12 protein-coding genes are annotated in these 16,108 nt (G+C 73.6%); 9 read left to right on the forward strand and 3 right to left on the reverse strand.

Translation table 11 applies throughout. The features are described 5' to 3' along the window. Nucleotides 1-44: 44 nt before the first annotated feature. The 5 genes from cyc2 (at nt 45) to ABZX90_RS01450 (ending at nt 6,153) form a co-directional block, all read left to right on the forward strand. Entirely contained in the window at nt 45-2,222 is a 2,178-nt protein-coding gene (gene cyc2 / locus ABZX90_RS01430) for a germacradienol/geosmin synthase Cyc2 (RefSeq protein WP_355200704.1), read from the forward strand. Between the two features lie 237 nt (nt 2,223-2,459). Beyond that, nucleotides 2,460-3,131 (forward strand): PDZ domain-containing protein, encoded by a 672-nt coding sequence (locus ABZX90_RS01435; RefSeq protein ID WP_355200706.1) that lies wholly within the window; start codon nt 2,460-2,462, stop codon nt 3,129-3,131. Between the two features lie 163 nt (nt 3,132-3,294). Further along, complete coding sequence (locus ABZX90_RS01440) at nt 3,295-3,915, forward strand: LysE family translocator (protein WP_351130403.1); 621 nt, start codon at nt 3,295-3,297, stop codon at nt 3,913-3,915. A 94-nt stretch (nt 3,916-4,009) separates the two neighbouring features. Next, entirely contained in the window at nt 4,010-5,134 is a 1,125-nt protein-coding gene (locus tag ABZX90_RS01445) for an aminopeptidase P family protein (RefSeq protein ID WP_351130401.1), read from the forward strand. A 65-nt stretch (nt 5,135-5,199) separates the two neighbouring features. Further along, the gene (locus tag ABZX90_RS01450) at nt 5,200-6,153 is read left to right on the forward strand and encodes an aminoglycoside phosphotransferase family protein (protein WP_355200709.1); all 954 of its coding nucleotides are present in this window, start codon (nt 5,200-5,202) and stop codon (nt 6,151-6,153) included. 57 nt (nt 6,154-6,210) lie between these two features. Here the strand turns inward: ABZX90_RS01450 and treZ are convergent, their stop codons facing one another. Then, nucleotides 6,211-7,956, reverse strand: coding sequence for a malto-oligosyltrehalose trehalohydrolase (gene treZ, locus ABZX90_RS01455; RefSeq protein ID WP_355200873.1), 1,746 nt, complete (start codon nt 7,954-7,956; stop codon nt 6,211-6,213). A gap of 193 nt (nt 7,957-8,149) precedes the next feature. Here treZ and ABZX90_RS01460 point away from each other — a divergent pair, with 193 nt between their 5' ends. From ABZX90_RS01460 to ABZX90_RS01470, 3 genes are all read left to right on the forward strand, one after another. After that, complete coding sequence (locus tag ABZX90_RS01460) at nt 8,150-8,701, forward strand: DUF1707 and FHA domain-containing protein (RefSeq protein ID WP_351130396.1); 552 nt, start codon at nt 8,150-8,152, stop codon at nt 8,699-8,701. Nucleotides 8,702-8,922: 221 nt separating this feature from the next. Next, entirely contained in the window at nt 8,923-10,248 is a 1,326-nt protein-coding gene (locus ABZX90_RS01465; RefSeq protein WP_355200711.1) for a M14 family zinc carboxypeptidase, read from the forward strand. Beyond that, nucleotides 10,245-10,664, forward strand: a complete 420-nt coding sequence (locus ABZX90_RS01470; protein WP_355200713.1) for an SSI family serine proteinase inhibitor — start codon at nt 10,245-10,247, stop codon at nt 10,662-10,664. Before ABZX90_RS01465 ends, ABZX90_RS01470 begins: the two co-directional genes overlap by 4 nt. 1 nt (nt 10,665) lies before the next feature. On the opposite strand, the gene ABZX90_RS01475 is transcribed toward ABZX90_RS01470, so the two are convergent. Further along, on the reverse strand, nt 10,666-11,916 hold the full coding sequence (locus ABZX90_RS01475; protein ID WP_355200715.1) for a M14 family zinc carboxypeptidase: 1,251 nt from the start codon (nt 11,914-11,916) through the stop codon (nt 10,666-10,668). A 526-nt stretch (nt 11,917-12,442) separates the two neighbouring features. Here ABZX90_RS01475 and ABZX90_RS01480 point away from each other — a divergent pair. Then, nucleotides 12,443-13,606 carry a cytochrome P450 gene (locus ABZX90_RS01480; RefSeq protein WP_355200716.1) on the forward strand — a complete coding sequence of 388 codons (1,164 nt, stop codon included), beginning with the start codon at nt 12,443-12,445 and terminating at the stop codon, nt 13,604-13,606. On the opposite strand, the gene treY is transcribed toward ABZX90_RS01480, so the two are convergent. Beyond that, nucleotides 13,566-16,046, reverse strand: coding sequence for a malto-oligosyltrehalose synthase (gene treY / locus ABZX90_RS01485; RefSeq protein ID WP_355200718.1), 2,481 nt, complete (start codon nt 16,044-16,046; stop codon nt 13,566-13,568). The genes ABZX90_RS01480 and treY overlap by 41 nt on opposite strands. Nucleotides 16,047-16,108: the final 62 nt, after the last annotated feature.

Here is a 16,108-nt window from a genome sequence, read left to right on the forward strand (position 1 = left end):
CTGGCCTGCGGGTGTCCGCGCGGGGCCATGGGTAGGGCCCGGCCATGACGCAGCCGTTCGAACTCCCGCACTTCTACATGCCGTACACCGCCCGGCTGAACCCGCACCTGGACGAGGCCCGGGCCCACTCGGTCGACTGGGCCCGCGGAATGGGCATGCTCGAAGGCTCGGGCATCTGGGAGCGGTCCGACCTCGACGCCCATGACTACGGCCTGTTGTGCGCGTACACCCATCCCGACTGCGACGGGCCGGCCCTCTCCCTCATCACCGACTGGTACGTGTGGGTCTTCTTCTTCGACGACCACTTCCTGGAGACCTTCAAACGCACCCAGGACCGCGCCGGCGGCAAGGCCTACCTGGACCGGCTGCCCCTCTTCATGCCGCTCGACCTGTCGACTTCCGTACCCGAGCCGGAGAATCCCGTCGAGGCGGGGCTCGCCGATTTGTGGGCGCGCACCGTGCCCTCGATGTCCACCCAGTGGCGGCAGCGGTTCGCGGTCTCCACGGAGCATCTGCTCAACGAGTCGATGTGGGAGCTGTCCAACATCAACGAGGGGCGGATCGCCAACCCCGTCGAGTACATCGAGATGCGCCGCAAGGTGGGCGGCGCCCCCTGGTCGGCGGGGCTCGTCGAGTACGCGACCGCCGAAGTGCCCGCGTCCGTCGCCGGGGCGAGGCCGCTGCGCGTCCTGATGGAGACGTTCTCCGACGGTGTCCACCTGCGCAACGACCTCTTCTCCTACCAGCGGGAGGTCGAGGACGAGGGCGAACTCAGCAACGGCATCCTCGTCCTGGAGACGTTCTTCGGCTGCACGACCCAGGAAGCCGCCGAGACCGTCAACGACATCCTCACCTCACGGCTCCACCAGTTCGAGCACACGGCGCTCACCGAGGTGCCCGCACTGGCTGTGGAAAAGGGGCTCACCCTCGCGGAGGCCGGCGCCGTCGCCGCGTACACGCAGGGCCTCCAGGACTGGCAGTCCGGCGGCCACGAATGGCACATGCGCTCCAGCCGTTACATGAACAAGGGAGCCGTCGAGGAGGTGCGCCCCTTCGCCATGGGCGGGTTCGGGACGTCCGCCGCGGACGTCGGGGCGCTGCTCTCCGCGGCCGGCGCGGAGCGGCTGCGTGCGTACACCCACGTCCCGTTCCAGAAGGTCGGACCCTCTCGGCTTCCCGACTTCCACATGCCGTTCGAGGTCACCGTCAGCCCGCACCTCGCGGGCGCCAGGGACCGCCTCGTCTCCTGGATGCACGCCACGGGAATGCTCCAGGAGGGCGTCTGGGACGAGGACAGACTCATCGCCTACGACCTGCCGCTCTGCGCGGCGGGCATCCACCCGGACGCGACACCCGAGGCGCTCGACCTCGGCTCGCAGTGGCTGGCCTGGGGCACCTACGGCGACGACTGCTACCCGCTGCTCTTCGGCAACCGCCGTGACCTGGCCGCCGCCAGGATGACCACCGCGCGCCTCTCGGCCTGTATGCCCGTCGACGGCGAGGAGGTCCCCGTCCCGGTCAACGGCATGGAACGCGGCCTGATCGACCTGTGGCGGCGCACCACCGCGGAGATGACCCCGGACGCGCGGAGTACCCTGCGCGCGGCGGTGGACGTGATGACGGAGAGCTGGCTGTGGGAGCTGTCCAACCAGATCCAGAACCGCATCCCGGACCCGGTCGACTACCTGGAGATGCGCCGGGCCACCTTCGGCTCCGAGCTCACCATGGGCCTGTGCCGTCTCGGCCACGGCCCCGCGGTCCCGCCGGAGGTCTACCGCAGCGGACCCGTCCGGTCGCTGGAGAACGCGGCCATGGACTACGCGATGCTCCTGAACGACGTCTTCTCGTACCAGAAGGAGATCGAGTACGAGGGGGAGGTCCACAACGGCATCCTCGTCGTGCAGAACTTCTTCGGCTGTGACTACCCGACCGCGCTCGGCGTCATCCATGACCTGATGACCCAGCGCATGGAGCAGTTCCAGCATGTCGCCGCCCATGAACTGCCCATCCTGTACGAGGACTTCAAGCTCTCGGAGGAAGTGCGCGAGATCATGCGGGGCTACGTGGTGGAGCTGCAGAACTGGCTGGCCGGCATCCTGAAGTGGCATCAGGACTGCCGCCGTTACGGCGCGGCGGATCTGGCCCGGCGCGCCCACGGCTTCGTACCGGACCAGGCGCCCGCGCTGCCGTTCGCCTGGCGAGCGGAGCCCGCCTCGCTCTGACACGGGACGGGCGGAGCCCGCCCCGGTCCGACTCGGGACGCCGGCCGAGCGCTCGGGCGGGTCCGCCCGCGGGCGTGAGGCCGGCGTGGGCCATCGCGGGCTCACGCCCACCGTCACGGCGGACGCCCTTCTCGAACGCGGCCGACAGTCTCACTCGTTAGGGAATCGTCGCGCGCCGGAGCGTGGGGTAGTGCATGAGCCGAAGGCGGTCCGTAGAACATCTGCCGGAGGCGACCCATGGAACAGACCGCGTTGCGTCCCAAGCCGATGCCCGGTCAGGATCCGGGTGGCGGCGGCGCCCGTCCGTCGGGCGATGCCCGTCCGCCCGGCGCGACCCGGCGCCCGCACGCCGCGCGGCGCCGCGGCAGGCGGCTGATCACGCTGCTGTTCAGTCTGTTCGTCGGGTCGGTCCTTGTCCTGTCCGGCGTGGGACTCGGCACGGTGGGCGCGACGGTGATCGGCATGAGCAGACTGACGGACCTTCGGAAGCAGACCGCTGCGGCCGGTCAGGCACGGCAGCCCTCCGCCGGCTCCGGCGTCCCGCGGCCCGGCGGTTCCGGAGCGCCGGAGCCCGGTGGCTCCACGACGGCGTCCGGCAGCGGCGGCCCGATCCCGTCGAGGCAGTCCGAGCGGGAATCCGTACGGGCGACCCTCGGGGTCGAGGCCGTCGACGCCCCCGGAGGCGGGGGCGCGCTGGTCGTCGGGGTGCACCTCCCCGGTCCCGGCTACACCGCGGGCCTGGTGCGCGGCGATGTCCTGCTCACCTTCGACGGGACCGAGGTCGCCTCGGCCGCCGCCCTCGCCCGCGCCGTGGCGGACGCCCGGCCGGGCAGCGAGGTCACCCTCGGCGTGCGTCACGCGAGCGGAGTCCGGCGGGAACTGTCCGCGGTCCCGGGCATCGTGACCTGAAGCGAGCGGGCGGGACGGCGGCTCCGGTGGCGCGCGGGGTACAGCCGGGGCCCTTAAGGAGGCTGGTCGACTGTTCGAGCCCCGTACGGGTGCGGATCCCGGTCCCGGCGGGCGCAGGGGAAAAGGGCTGGCCAACCGTGTCGCGGCCCGCCACGATGGCCGCATGCTGAGCACCCTCGTCGCCTTCCTCGGCGCCTGCACCCTGATCGCGGCCTCGCCCGGCCCGAGCACCGTGCTGATCATCAAACGGTCGCTGCGCAGCAGGCGGTCCGGCTTCCTGACCGTGCTCGGCAACGAGACGGGCGTCTTCGTGTGGGGCGCCGTCGCCGCCTTCGGCCTCACCGCGCTGCTCGCCGCCTCCGAGATGGCGTACGACGTCATGCGGATCGTCGGTGCGGTCGTGCTCGTCGGCTTCGGCGTCCAGACGCTGTGGCAGGCGCGCCGCCCCGAGGGGGCCGTCGACGGCGGCTGGGAGGGCGCGGAGAAGAGCGGCTGGGCGTCCTACCGGGGCGGGCTGCTGCTCAACCTCGCCAACCCGAAGGCGGCCGTCTTCGCGATGTCCTTCCTGCCGCAGTTCGTGCCCGAGGGCGCCCCGCACCTGCCCGCCATGCTCGGCCTCGCCGCGCTCTGGGCCGTCTACGAGGTCGGCTACTACAGCCTGTACGTGTGGTTCGTCGGCCGGATGAAGGCCGTGCTGTCCCGGACGGGAGTACGCCGGCGCCTGGAGCAGGTCTCCGGAGGCGTCCTGCTCCTCCTGGGCGCCCGCCTCGCCCTGGAGAGCTGACCAGGAACAGGCGTGACCGGCTCGCGCACACCCCACCGGAGAGGCAGGATGCTGCCGTAGCCCCCTGGGGAACTCCGCACGCACGGAGGCATGGATGACCGCCGCCACACCCGAGCCCTTCACCACCGGCGACTACGAGGCCCGTATGCGGCGTGCCGCCGACACCGCGGCCGACGCCGGGCTCGACGGCGTCCTGGTCGCGCCGGGGCCCGACCTGGTGTGGCTGACCGGGTACCGCCCGGTGGAGACCGAGCGGCTCACCCTGCTCGTGCTGCGCGCAGGACACGACCCGGCCCTCGTCGTGCCGACCCTGGAGGCGCCCGACGCGGCCAAATCGGCCGGCGCGCCCGTGCTGACCCTCCACGACTGGACCGACGGCACGGACCCCTACGCGGTGGCCGCGCCCCTCCTGGACCGCGCCGGCCGCTTCGGCATCAGCGACAACGGCTGGGCCCTGCATCTGCTCGGCCTCCAGAAGCGGCTGCCCGACAGCCGCTACACCGCGCTCACCGAGGCCCTGCCGATGCTCAGGGCCGTCAAGGACGCGGCGGAACTGGACCGGCTCGCGGCCGCCGGAGCCGCCGCGGACGAGGCGTTCGAGGAGATCCGGAAGGTCCCCTTCGCGGGCCGCAGGGAGTCGGAGGTCTCCGGCGACCTCGCCGACCTGCTGCGCCGGTTCGGACACTCCCAGGTCGACTTCACCATCGTCGCCTCCGGCCCCAACGGAGCCAACCCGCACCACGAGGCCGACGAGCGCGTCATCGAGCACGGCGACATGGTGGTCCTGGACTTCGGCGGCCTCAAGGAGGGCTACGGCTCCGACACCTCCCGCACGGTCCACGTCGGCGAGCCGGACGACGAGGAACGCAAGGTGCACGACATCGTGCGCGAGGCCCAGGAGGCCGGCTTCCGCGCCGTGCGGCCCGGAGTCGCCTGTCAGGACATCGACCGCGCGGCGCGCGCCGTCATCACGGACGCCGGGTACGGCGAGTACTTCATCCACCGCACCGGGCACGGCATCGGCGTCACCACCCACGAACCGCCCTACATGGTCGAGGGCGAGGAACAGCCCCTGGTCCCCGGCATGTGCTTCTCCGTGGAGCCGGGCATCTATCTGCCGGGCCGCTTCGGGGTCCGCATCGAGGACATCGTCACGGTGACCGAGGACGGCGGCCGCCGCCTGAACAACACAACCCGCGAGATGGTGATCGTCGACTGACGCGTGCGCCCACCGACCGCGCGGCAACCGCTTCGCCCCCGCACCCGGACGACAAGGGCGCGACCATGACCCAGACACCCGCACCGACCCAGCCACCGACCCCGGACATCGTCCGCCGACTGGTCCGTTCGCTGCTCGCCGACCACGACGCGGCGCCGGGCCCGGGACCGGACGTGCGGCCCGTCGGCGAAGAGGGCGAGCACTTCACCTGGTGGGTGGGCCGACGCCATGTGCTCCGGCTCGCCCGGGACCGCGACGCCTCACTGCGCCAACGCCGTGAACTGCGGCTGCGCGACCTGATCCGCCCGCTCATCGGGGTCGCCGTCCCGGTGAGCGTCGCGCGGGGCGAATGGGCGAGCGGACTGCACTACACCCTCGACACCCTGGTGCCCGGCGTCTCCGGCGAGGAACAGGACGTCTCGGCCCTCGGCGAGGCCGACCTGGCGGGGCTGCTGACCGGGCTGCGCGAGGTTCCCGTGCGCCAGGCCGAGACACTCGGCGTGCCACGCATCCCGCCGCGTTCCCTGGAGACCTTGCGGTCCGCCGCCCTGCGCGCCGCCGAGCGGCTCCCCGTCGAGGAGTTCGACCCCGCGGGGTTCGCCCAGCTCGCCGCGCCCGCCGCCGTCCAGCTCGGCGCACAGACCGGAGCGGCGTTCCTCGTGCACCACGCCCTCAAGGGCGAACACCTCGTGGTCAGCCCCGACGGTCGGGTACGGGGCGTCCTCGACTGGACCGACGCGGCGATCGGCGATCCGGCCGAGGACATCGCCGGGCTCGCCGTCGCCGTCGGCGCCCCCGCGGCCGTACGCGCCGCCACGCTCGCCGGCTACAGCGCCCGCCCCTGCCTGCGCGGCCTGTGGCTCTCCCGCTGCGACACCGTCATCCGGCTCGCCGACCGCCTCCGTGGCCGCGACGGCACTCCCGTCCCGCTCCTGGAGGCCCAACTGCGGCGTGCCTGGGAATCGATCCTGCTGGAGCGGGTCACGGACCTGCGGGACGGACCGGACGAGGCGCCCTGAGGACGAGTGCGGGCGCCCGTCCTCCCCGTGCGGGGGACGTGCGGGGGAAGGGGGTCCTCACCCCTGCGTCAGCACCACGCACGACTCGCCCGGCACGTTCAGCACCCCGTCCGGGCCCGGTGCCTCGACCGGGTCCCAGGCCGCGAGGACGCGCGCGTGGCGGATGCCGAGGGGAATCGCTGCGGGGTCCTTGGCGAGGTTCACGGCGATCCGGACGTCCCCGCGCCGGACGGCGAGCCAGCGGGCCGCCTGATCGTGCGCGACCCTGACCGCCGCGAGATCGGGGTCCGAGAGGTCGGCCTGGCGCCGGCGCAGGGCGATCAGCTCGCGGTACCAGGCCAGCACACGCGCGTGCCGGTCCGTTTCGGGCTCCGACCAGTCGAGACAGGAGCGGTCCCGGGTCGCCGGGTCCTGTGGGTCCGGCACGTCCTCCTCGGCCCAGCCGTGCGCCGCGAACTCCCGCCGCCTGCCCCGCCGTACGGCCTCCGCGAGCTCGGGGTCGGTGTGGTCGGTGAAGAACTGCCAGGGCGTGCCGGCGCCCCACTCCTCGCCCATGAAGAGCATCGGCGTGAACGGCGCGGTGAGCGTCAGCGCGGCGGCGCAGGCCAGCAGCCCGGGGGAGAGGGAGGCCGAGAGCCGGTCCCCCTGGGCGCGGTTGCCGATCTGGTCGTGGGTCTGCGTGTAGCCGAGCAGCCGCTGCGCCGAGACGCGCGCCCGGTCGAGCGGGCGGCCGTGATGCCGCCCGCGGAAGCTGGAGTACGTGCCGTTGTGGAAGTAGCCCGACGTCAGCGTCTTGCTCAGCGCCGCGAGCGGGGCGTGCGCGAAGTCCGCGTAGTAGCCCTGTGCCTCACCGGTCAGCGTGGTGTGCAGCGCGTGGTGGAAATCGTCGTTCCACTGGGCGTGCAGCCCGAGCCCGCCCTCCGCGCGGGAGGTGATGAGCCGCGGGTCGTTGAGGTCCGATTCGGCGATCAGGAAGAGCGGCCGGCCCAGGTCGACGGCGAGCGCGTCCACGGCCGACGACAACTCCTCCAGGAAGTGCAGCGCACGGGTGTCCCGCAGCGCGTGCACCGCGTCCAGGCGCAGTCCGTCGAGCCGGTAGTCGCGCAGCCAGGCCAGCGCGCTGCCCACGAGGTACGCGCGCACCTCGTCCGAGCCGGGCGCGTCGAGGTTCACGGCGGAGCCCCAGGGCGTCTGATGGGTGTCCGTGAAATACGGTCCGAACGCGGGCAGATGGTTGCCGGACGGGCCGAGGTGGTTGTGCACGACATCGAGGACGACTCCCAGGCCGAGTTCGTGCGCCCGGTCGACAAAGCGCTTCAGCGCCTCGGGGCCGCCGTACGGCTCGTGCACGGCCCACAGGGAGACCCCCTCGTACCCCCAGCCGTGCCGGCCCGGGAACGGGCACAGCGGCATCAACTCGACGTGCGTGACGCCCAGTTCCGCCAGATGTCCGAGCCGGTCCGCCGCCGCGTCCAGCGTGCCCTCGGGCGTGTACGTGCCCACGTGCAGCTCGTACAGGACCGCGCCCGGCAGTGCGCGCCCGGACCACTCGGCACGCCACGCGTACCGTCCCTGGTCGACCACCGCGCTCAGTCCGTCCGGGCCGTCCGGCTGCCGGCGCGAGCGCGGATCGGGCAGGACGGGGCCGTCGTCCACCGCGAACCCGTACCGCGTCCCTTCCCGCGCGTCCGCGTCGCCCGTCCACCATCCGGCACGCTCGGGATCGCGGTCCAACGTGCTCGTGACACCCGCGCAATGGAGTGTCATCCGGTCGGCCTGCGGTGCCCACACATCGAAGCGCACAGACAGTTCCCCCTTGTCGGCTCGCCGTGACATAGCCCGTCCATGGTGCTTCACGGGAGATCAATTCGCTTTCGGATCCACCCTTTTGCCGCGTGTTCGTCGCTCTTTGGTCGCGCGAACGGCTCCACTCGGCCCTCCGTGCCGGTTCGGGCTCTTCTGGACACCCCGTCGTTACTGCCCGACAATCACCATCGTGACGTCGTCCTTCGAGTTCCACACGTACCCCGCGCGGCTGTCCGACGCGGAGCGCGACCGGGCGCTCAAGTCCCTCCGTGACGGTGCCGCCCTCGGCCGTCTCTCGCACGACACGTTCATCCGCCGTATGGAGCTGGCCCTGTCCGCCCGCCGGTCCGAGGAACTCGCCGTGCTCATCGCGGACCTGCCCACCGAGCGCCGCTGGTCGAAGGTCGTGTTCGACACCGTGGAGGCCGTCTCCGGCTTCACGGTACGGCTGCGCAGGGCCTGGCAGGCCGAGCGACTGCCCAAGCTGCAGCTGCCCAACCCCGGCAGCCCCTACCCGCTGCGCATCGGCCGCGACCCGGCCAGCGGACTGCGCCTCAACCACGAGACGGTGTCCCGGGTGCACGCCGAACTGAGCCGGCAGAGCGGCGTGTGGGTGCTGCGCGACCTCGGCTCGACCAACGGCACCACGGTCAACGGACGGCGGGTCATCGGCGTGTCCGTCGTGCAGGACGGCGACCAGGTCGGCTTCGGCCGGATGATGTTCCGTCTCGCCTCGGACTGAACCGCGGCGCCGAGGAGAGTTTCCGCCGAGTCCCGGCGTGCCCGGTGATCGGCCCCCGGACCGGCGTTCACCCGCCCATCTCCGCAACATCCCTCGCGTCCCACGGTGTTGACGTACCCCTGGAGTCGTGACTGACTGTGCGTACACCATGCACATCAGGTGAACCGACGGCACCGTACGAGTGGAGGTGTGCTCTGCCGCCACTCCGCCGCTACCCGACCGTGGACGAACTCGGCGTCCGCGCCGCCGCGCTCGTCGCCCGGCGCCCCGACGACGCCCGGCTGCGCCGCGTGGGCACCTCCCGGGCGGGCGCGCCCCTGTGGCTCCTGTCCGTCGGACACGGCAGCCGCCAGGCCCTCGTCGTCGCCGGCCCGCACGCCAACGAACCCGTGGGCGGCGCCACGGTCCTGCGGCTGGCCGAACGGGCGCTCGCCGACCCCCGGCTGACCGAGGACGCGGACGCCACCTGGAACCTGCTGCTCTGCCTCGACCCCGACGGCTCCCGCCGCAACGAGGCCTGGCTCCGCGGCCCGTACACGCTCGGCCACTACTTCCGGCACTTCTTCCGGCCCGGCTTCCTGGAACAGCCCGAATGGCTGCCCGAAGGCGCGGACGGCGCCGTCCTGCCGGAGACCCGCGTCCTGCTCGGCCTCCAGGACGAGCTGAGACCGTTCCTCCAGTGCTCCCTGCACGGCGTCGACGTCGGCGGCGCCTTCGTCGAGCTGACCCGCGACCTGCCCGGCCTCGCCGAGCGCGTCGCGCACAGCGCGGCCCGCCTCGGCATCCCGCGCGAACTCGGCCCGTACGACACCCTGTACTGGCCGACGCTCGGCCCCGCCGTCTACCGCGTCCCGCCGCCGCGCAGGGGAGACCTGGCCGCCGCGATCACGGAGGCCGCGGTCGACTCCACCTGGTTCCACCCGCAGCGGCACGGCACGGTGACGGCGATCGTCGAGGCACCCATGTGGGGAGTCGGCGCCGTCGAGGACCCGGCGCGCCCCGCCGACCCCGACGCGGTGCTCCGCTCCGTCAGCCGCACGCTGCGCCACGACACCGGGCTCCTGGCGGGCATTCTGGCCCGCGTGCGGCCCGGTCTCGGCACCTCGCCGGACGTGACCCGGCTCCTCGCGCCCGTCGACGACTATTTACTGGTCGGCCCCGGCCTCGCCGACTCCTGGGATCCCGACGTGCGGGACGCCGGGGCTCGCGCCCTGCCGCCGCTCGACACCGCCCGGCTCACGGCCCTGCGCCTCGCCGGTCGCCGGGTCGCCCTGCGGACGGCCGGGCTGCTGCACCAGCTGGTCACCTCCGCCGGGCACGATCCGTGCGACGCGCTGCCCGAGCTCGACCGGCTGATCGACGCGTGGTGCGCCGACTACCGCGACGGCTGCGGGGCACGCTGGATTCCGGTCGCACGCCAGGTCGAGTACCAGGCGCGTGTGGTGCTCGCCGCGTTCGAACTCGCCGGGCGCCGCGCGGGTGCGCGCTCCCGTTCGAGTGACTCCGGCTGGAGTGCCCAGGCCTCGGTGCCGATGCACCAGGAATGACGAAAACCCTTCCAGCGGTCCGCGTCGGCCTGCTCGTCTCGGTCGCGCTCCTCACGGCGGGCGCGCCCCCGGCCGCCCGGGCGGCACCCCACGAGGCGCGGTCCGGCAACTGGCTCCGCCTCGGCGTCACCCGGGGCGACGCCCGCTCCGGTGACACCCGCGGCGTCCTGCTGCTCTGCGACCCGCCCCAGGGCCACGCCCACGCGGTGAAGGCGTGCGAGGAACTCGGCGCCGCCGGGGGCGACATCGACCGCATCCCGCCCCGGCCCGGCGCCGTGTGCCCGATGATCTACGCACCGGTGGCCGCGTCGGCGTACGGCGAGTGGGACGGCCACCGGGTCGACTACACGCACCGGTTCTCGAACACCTGCGTGCTGGGAGCCGAGACGGGCGCGGTGTTCGACCTGTCGAGCTGAGTCAGGCGGCGGTGTCGCGCGCGTGGCGGGCGGCCGCCATCACCGTACGGGCCTGATGTTCGACCTGGTTCTCCAGCGGCACCCAGCGTGCCCGGAAGCGCTCGGCGAAGGCGTCGCTCCATCCGGCGACCAGCTGTTCGAGGCGGGGCGCCTCGCGGTCGTCGACCTCCTGGAGCACGCGCAGCAGCATCGAGGCGGCCCGCAGCGGGATCCGCCGGCCGAACGCGTCGACACTTCCCACGTACGCCATCGTCGTGTCCACCGGGGGCGCCTGAGACCAGTCCGCGGCGAGGCCCGGCACCAGATCCAGCGCCCACTTCGCGGCCCGCAACAAGGGCCCGTCGGGTCCCGACAGCCGCGGCAGGGCCCGCCCGAGCACCGCCTCCACCTGGAACGCGTCGGTCCGCAACCGGTGTGCCAGGCGCCGCATCGCCGCCGCCGGGGCCGGGTGCGGCGCCGGATCGTCCACCAGATCGCTGGCCCACATCGGCACCTCCACGACGGCCGTCAGACCGCCGTACCGGTGGGCGTGGTACCAGGTGCTGTGCCGGGCGTCGTCCGGCATGCTCGGGTACGCCGTGTCCGAGCCGGGCGCCGGCATCACGTGCACCCCGGGGCCTGAGGCGGGCCAGCCCGCGGCGTCCGACGCGGCCGTCTCGACCGGGATGTGCAGCTCCGCCGCGGACTTGGCGAACGGCTCCGCGAGGCCCGGGATGTCCTTGGTCAACTGCACCCAGCTGCCGCCCAGATCGGTTCCGTGCAGCGTCACCTGGAGGTAGGGCCGCAGTTCGTCGATGACCCCCGTCAGCGCGCGGGTCTCCGGCGGCAGCCGGTCGGGCGGCAGGACGGAGGGCGACCACTCCGGCTGCTCGGGTCCGGCCGGACGGAAGAAGCCGAGGTGGTAATCGAGCAGCGTGCGCGGCGCGGGCGTCACATGGAGGATCGCCCCGTCGGGGTCCGCGCACAGCAGAAAGTGCCAGGACGTGTCCCTTCGCAACTCCCGCTGCCGCAGCACGCGTTCGGCCAAGGACAGCAGTGTCGAACCGCCCGTCGGTTCGTTGGCGTGGGCCCCCGCCACGACGAGGACCGCGCGCCGGGCGTGGCCGACGGACAGCAGGTGGAGGGGCCTGCCCGCGCGGGAGGCGCCCACTTGCCTCAGGACGCACAGGTCGGGTCGGTGGGCCGCCAACGCCCAGGCGGACGAGACGATTTCGGTCACACTGGGGTAGCGCAACTCCGGCAGGTGACTCACCCCCGACTTGTCCGCCCTGCGTCGCTTTTGGCAGTACTCCACGGTCTCGGGGAACTGTCAAGGACGCGGCGCCGCGCCTCCGAGGGGCGCGAGCTGGCATTTACCCGTGGCAAAGGGCCGACGCGAGTGCCCGAGCTTCCCGGGCGGTGCGGGCCGCGTCCCGCGGGCCTGCGGAGAATCGGGGCGGAGGCTCGGGACGGCGGCCCGGGAGGCGCCGACCGGCGCACGCGCGCGACACGCGCGGGCACGCCGGGGCGAGGCACACGATTCACCCGTACGGGTGTACGGAACTGCGGTCCGGGGCGTGCGGTGGTCGACTCGGACCACCAGCGCGCGGGTCCGGCGCGCAGACCCGAGGTGGTGGCCCGCGTTGCTGTGTCCTCACGGCCTTCCCGGCGAAGGCGGCCCGGCGCCGATCCCCGCCGGCCCACCGGCCACGAGCCCGACCCCGTCGGTGCCGGGCGCGCCGGCCGCGTTCCTTGCGGGCGCCGCGCCGGCCCCGTTCGCGCCCCCGTGCGCCTCGCCGGTGACCCTGTTCGCGCCCCCGCGTTCCTCGTCCGCGGCGCCGTACGTGGCCCCGCGCGTGCCGTCCGCGCGGGCGACCGCGCCGCCGAGCCTGCTCGATCCGGGCACCGAGCACGATCCCCACCCGCTCTACCGCACCCTGCGCGGACACTTCCCCCTGGTGTACGACGAGCCGTTCGGCGCCTGGCTGATCAGCAGGTACGCCGATGTGCGCGCCGCACTCCAGGACCCGCGGCTCGTCGCACCGTCACCCGGACCCGCGCCGGCCCACGGGGAGGACAGCACGCACGGTACGCACCGGGCCCTCGTGTCCCCGGCGCTCCGGGGCCACGCGCTGGCCGCCCTGGCCTCGGGCGTCGAGCGCACCGCGTACGTCCTCGCCCGCCGTCTGGCGGCCCGTCAGGAGGCCGACCTGGTCGCCGAGTTCTGCCAGTGGCTGCCCGTCGCCGCGGCCGTCGCCGCCCTCGGACTGCCGTACGAGGACACCGCGCGCGTGCACGCCTGGTGCCGTACGGGACTCGACCACCTCGGCGGTCGGCGCCCCGGACTCGACGCCTTCCTGCGCCCCCACATCGTCCGCCGCCGCGCCCACCCCGGTGACGATCTGCTGTCCGCGCTGTGCACGGCCCGGCCCGACGGGCGTCCCCTTCCGGACGAGGCCGTGACGGCCCTGGCCGGGACGGTGCTGGGCGCGGCCGGCGAGACGACCGCACGCGCGCTCGCGTCGTTCCTCGCCAACCTCCTCGACCATCCGGGCCAGTTGGACCTGATCCGCGCCCGTCCCGAGCTGACGGGCGGCGCCTGGGCCGAGTCGCTGCGCCGCGATCCGCCGCTGCACGTCGTGCCGCGCCGGGCCCTCGAACCGATCGGCCCGATACCCGAGGGCGCCACCGTGGCGTGTCTGCTCGGCGCCGCGGGCCGCGACCCGGCGCGGTTCACGGACCCGGACCGCTTCGACGCCTTCCGCGCCGACCCCGGTGAGCTCGCGTACGGTTCGGGACAGCACTTCTGCCTGGGCGCCCCGCTGGCCCGGCTGACGGCGGAACACGGTCTGCGCGCCCTGCTGACCGTCCTGCCGGACCTCCGCAGGGCGCCGGGACCCCGGCCCCCCGCGGAGGGTCTGATCAGCCGCTCTCCCCGGACCCTGCCGGTGTGCCTGCGCTGACGCGCTCCAGCAGCACGACGGGCGACCTCCCGAACAGGTCCGCCACGCGTGCGTGCCCCGTGAACTCCCGGTCCGGCGAGTCCGGGAGGAGCACGTCGGCCCACCGTCCGTCGGGGAGCGCGAGGCGGGTGTCGCGCCAGCCGCCGGCCTCTTCCAGCCCCAGCGACAGCCGGGTGACGGCCGTGATCACCTCTCCCGACCGCACGAACGCCACACAGTGCGCGGCTCCCGGCCCCCCGGCCTGCAGCGGCGCGTACGTCGCCGCGTCCCCGAAGACGTCGGGCCGCCGGGCGCGCAGCCGCAGCGCGGCGGCCGTGAGCGCCACCTTTTCCGCGGCCATGTCCCGTGGCGCGAACGCCCCCCGGTTGTCCGGGTCCACCAGCGCCCGGTACTCGTCCTCGGTGCCCTGGTACACGTCCGGCACCCCGGGCATCGTCAGATGGACCAGTGCGGCCCCCAGGACGTTGGCCCGCACATGCGGCGCCAAGGAGGCCCGGAGAGCGGCCACGCGCCGTCCAGGGACCCCGCAGGGCCCGTCGGTGACGAACGCCGCCACCGCATCCTCGTACGCGGGATCCCGTTCGGTCCAGGCGGTGTGTGTTCCGGCCTCCCTGATGTGCTTCAGCAAGGCGTCCCGGACCCGCTCCGCGTAAGCCTCGCCGCCTCCTTCACCCTCGCTCTCACGCTCGCCCCCACCCTGTCCGGGGGTGGGGCCGAGGCCGAACACCGTCTGCCACGCGGCCCACGCCACCTGCGGGTCGGGCATCCCCGCCCCGTCGTGGGTCACCTCTGCCAGGACATCGGACCAGCGGTCCGGGCACTGGGTGAGGACGGAGACGGCGGCGCGCACGTCGGCGCTGCGTTTCGTGTCGTGGGTCGACAGGACGGTTCCGGTTGCGGGCCAGTCGCGCTGCACGCGCGCGCAGTAGGCGTGGAAGTCCTCCGGGGACACCGCCGGCCTGCCCGGGTCGCCGCCCACCTCGTTCGCGGACAGCAGGGGCACATAGCGGTAGAACGCCGTGTCCTCCACGGACTTGGCCCGCAGCGCCGACGAGGTCTGCGCGAACCGGGCGCGGAACTCGGCCGCCCCGGGCCCGTCGCCGCCCCGCCCGAGCACCAGGTCCCGTACGACGTCCACGGCATGGGCCTCCTCGGGCACCCTGAACGCCGCCCTGGCCTCGTCGGCGGCCCGCTCGGTCACCACCAGGGACGCGTCCGTGGACGGATAGGGCCGGTACACCTCCAGCCGGACCAGCAGCTCCCGCAGCGCGGCGCCCAGGGCCCAGGGGGCGTGATCGCGCAGCGCGGGGTCGGGGGACGCGGCGCACAGTCCGCTCACCACGCGGGTGAGGCGCTCGACCTCGGTGGCCAGCTCGTGCGTGACCACCTTGTACGCCGCCCGGCGCACCGTGCTCGCCCAGTGGCCGCCCCGGTCGGCCCGCGGGACCGCGAACCGCCGGTAGCGGCCGAGGAGCTGACTCGCGCCCGCCGCGTCCGTGAAGAGACCGTCGACGTGCCGCAGCGCGTCATAGCCGGTGGTGCCCGCCACGGGCCACGCGGGCGGGAGGGGCTCACCGTCCGCGAGGATCTTCTCGACCACCGTCCAGCGGCCTCCGGTCGCCTCGTGCAGCCGGCGCAGATACGCGTCGGGGTCCGCCAGCCCGTCCGGGTGGTCGACGCGCAGCCCCTCGATCACGCCCGCGTCGAGAAGTTCCAGGATCTTCGCGTGGGTCGCCGCGAACACCTCCGGGTCCTCGACCCGCACGCCGATGAGCTCCGAGATGCTGAAGAATCGGCGGTAGTTGAGCTCGGTGCGGGCCAGCCGCCACCATGCCGGGCGGTACCACTGGGCGTCGAGGAGCTGGGGAAGCGGCAGCTTCTCGGTGCCCGCGCGCAGCGGGAAGACGTGGTCGTAGTAGCGCAGTATGTCGCCGTCGACCTTCAGGTGGCCGATCTCGGCGCCGAGGCGGTCCCCGAGCACCGGGAGCAGGATCCGCCCGTCCTGGGCGTCCCAGTCGATGTCGAACCAGCGCGCGTACGGCGACCCGGGGCCCTCGCGCAGCACCTCCCACAGGGCGTGGTTGTGGCGCGGGGCCATCGCCATGTGGTTCGGCACGATGTCCACGACGAGGCCGAGGCCGTGTTCCCGCGCGGTGCGCGCCAGGGAGCGCAGCCCCTCCTCACCGCCCAGTTCGGCCCGCACGCGCGCGTGGTCCACCACGTCGTAGCCGTGCGTGGATCCGGGGACGGCCTCCAGGACGGGGGACAGGTGCAGGTGGGAGACGCCGAGCGAGGCCAGGTACGGCACCGCCGCCTCGGCACTCGTGAAGGGGAACTCCGGCTGGAGCTGCAGCCGGTAGGTGGCGGTCGGCACGACGGGACCGACCGGGCCGGGGACGACCGGGTCCGCGATCGCCGGTTCGGGACGCTCAGGTGTCATGGGGACTTACGTACCCGCCCGGCCGGATTTCCTGTCATCGGCGCACGCATATGCGCCCGCAC

It is taken from the genome of Streptomyces sp. NPDC002935 (genome assembly GCF_040611295.1).
Classification (GTDB): Bacteria; Actinomycetota; Actinomycetes; order Streptomycetales; family Streptomycetaceae; genus Streptomyces.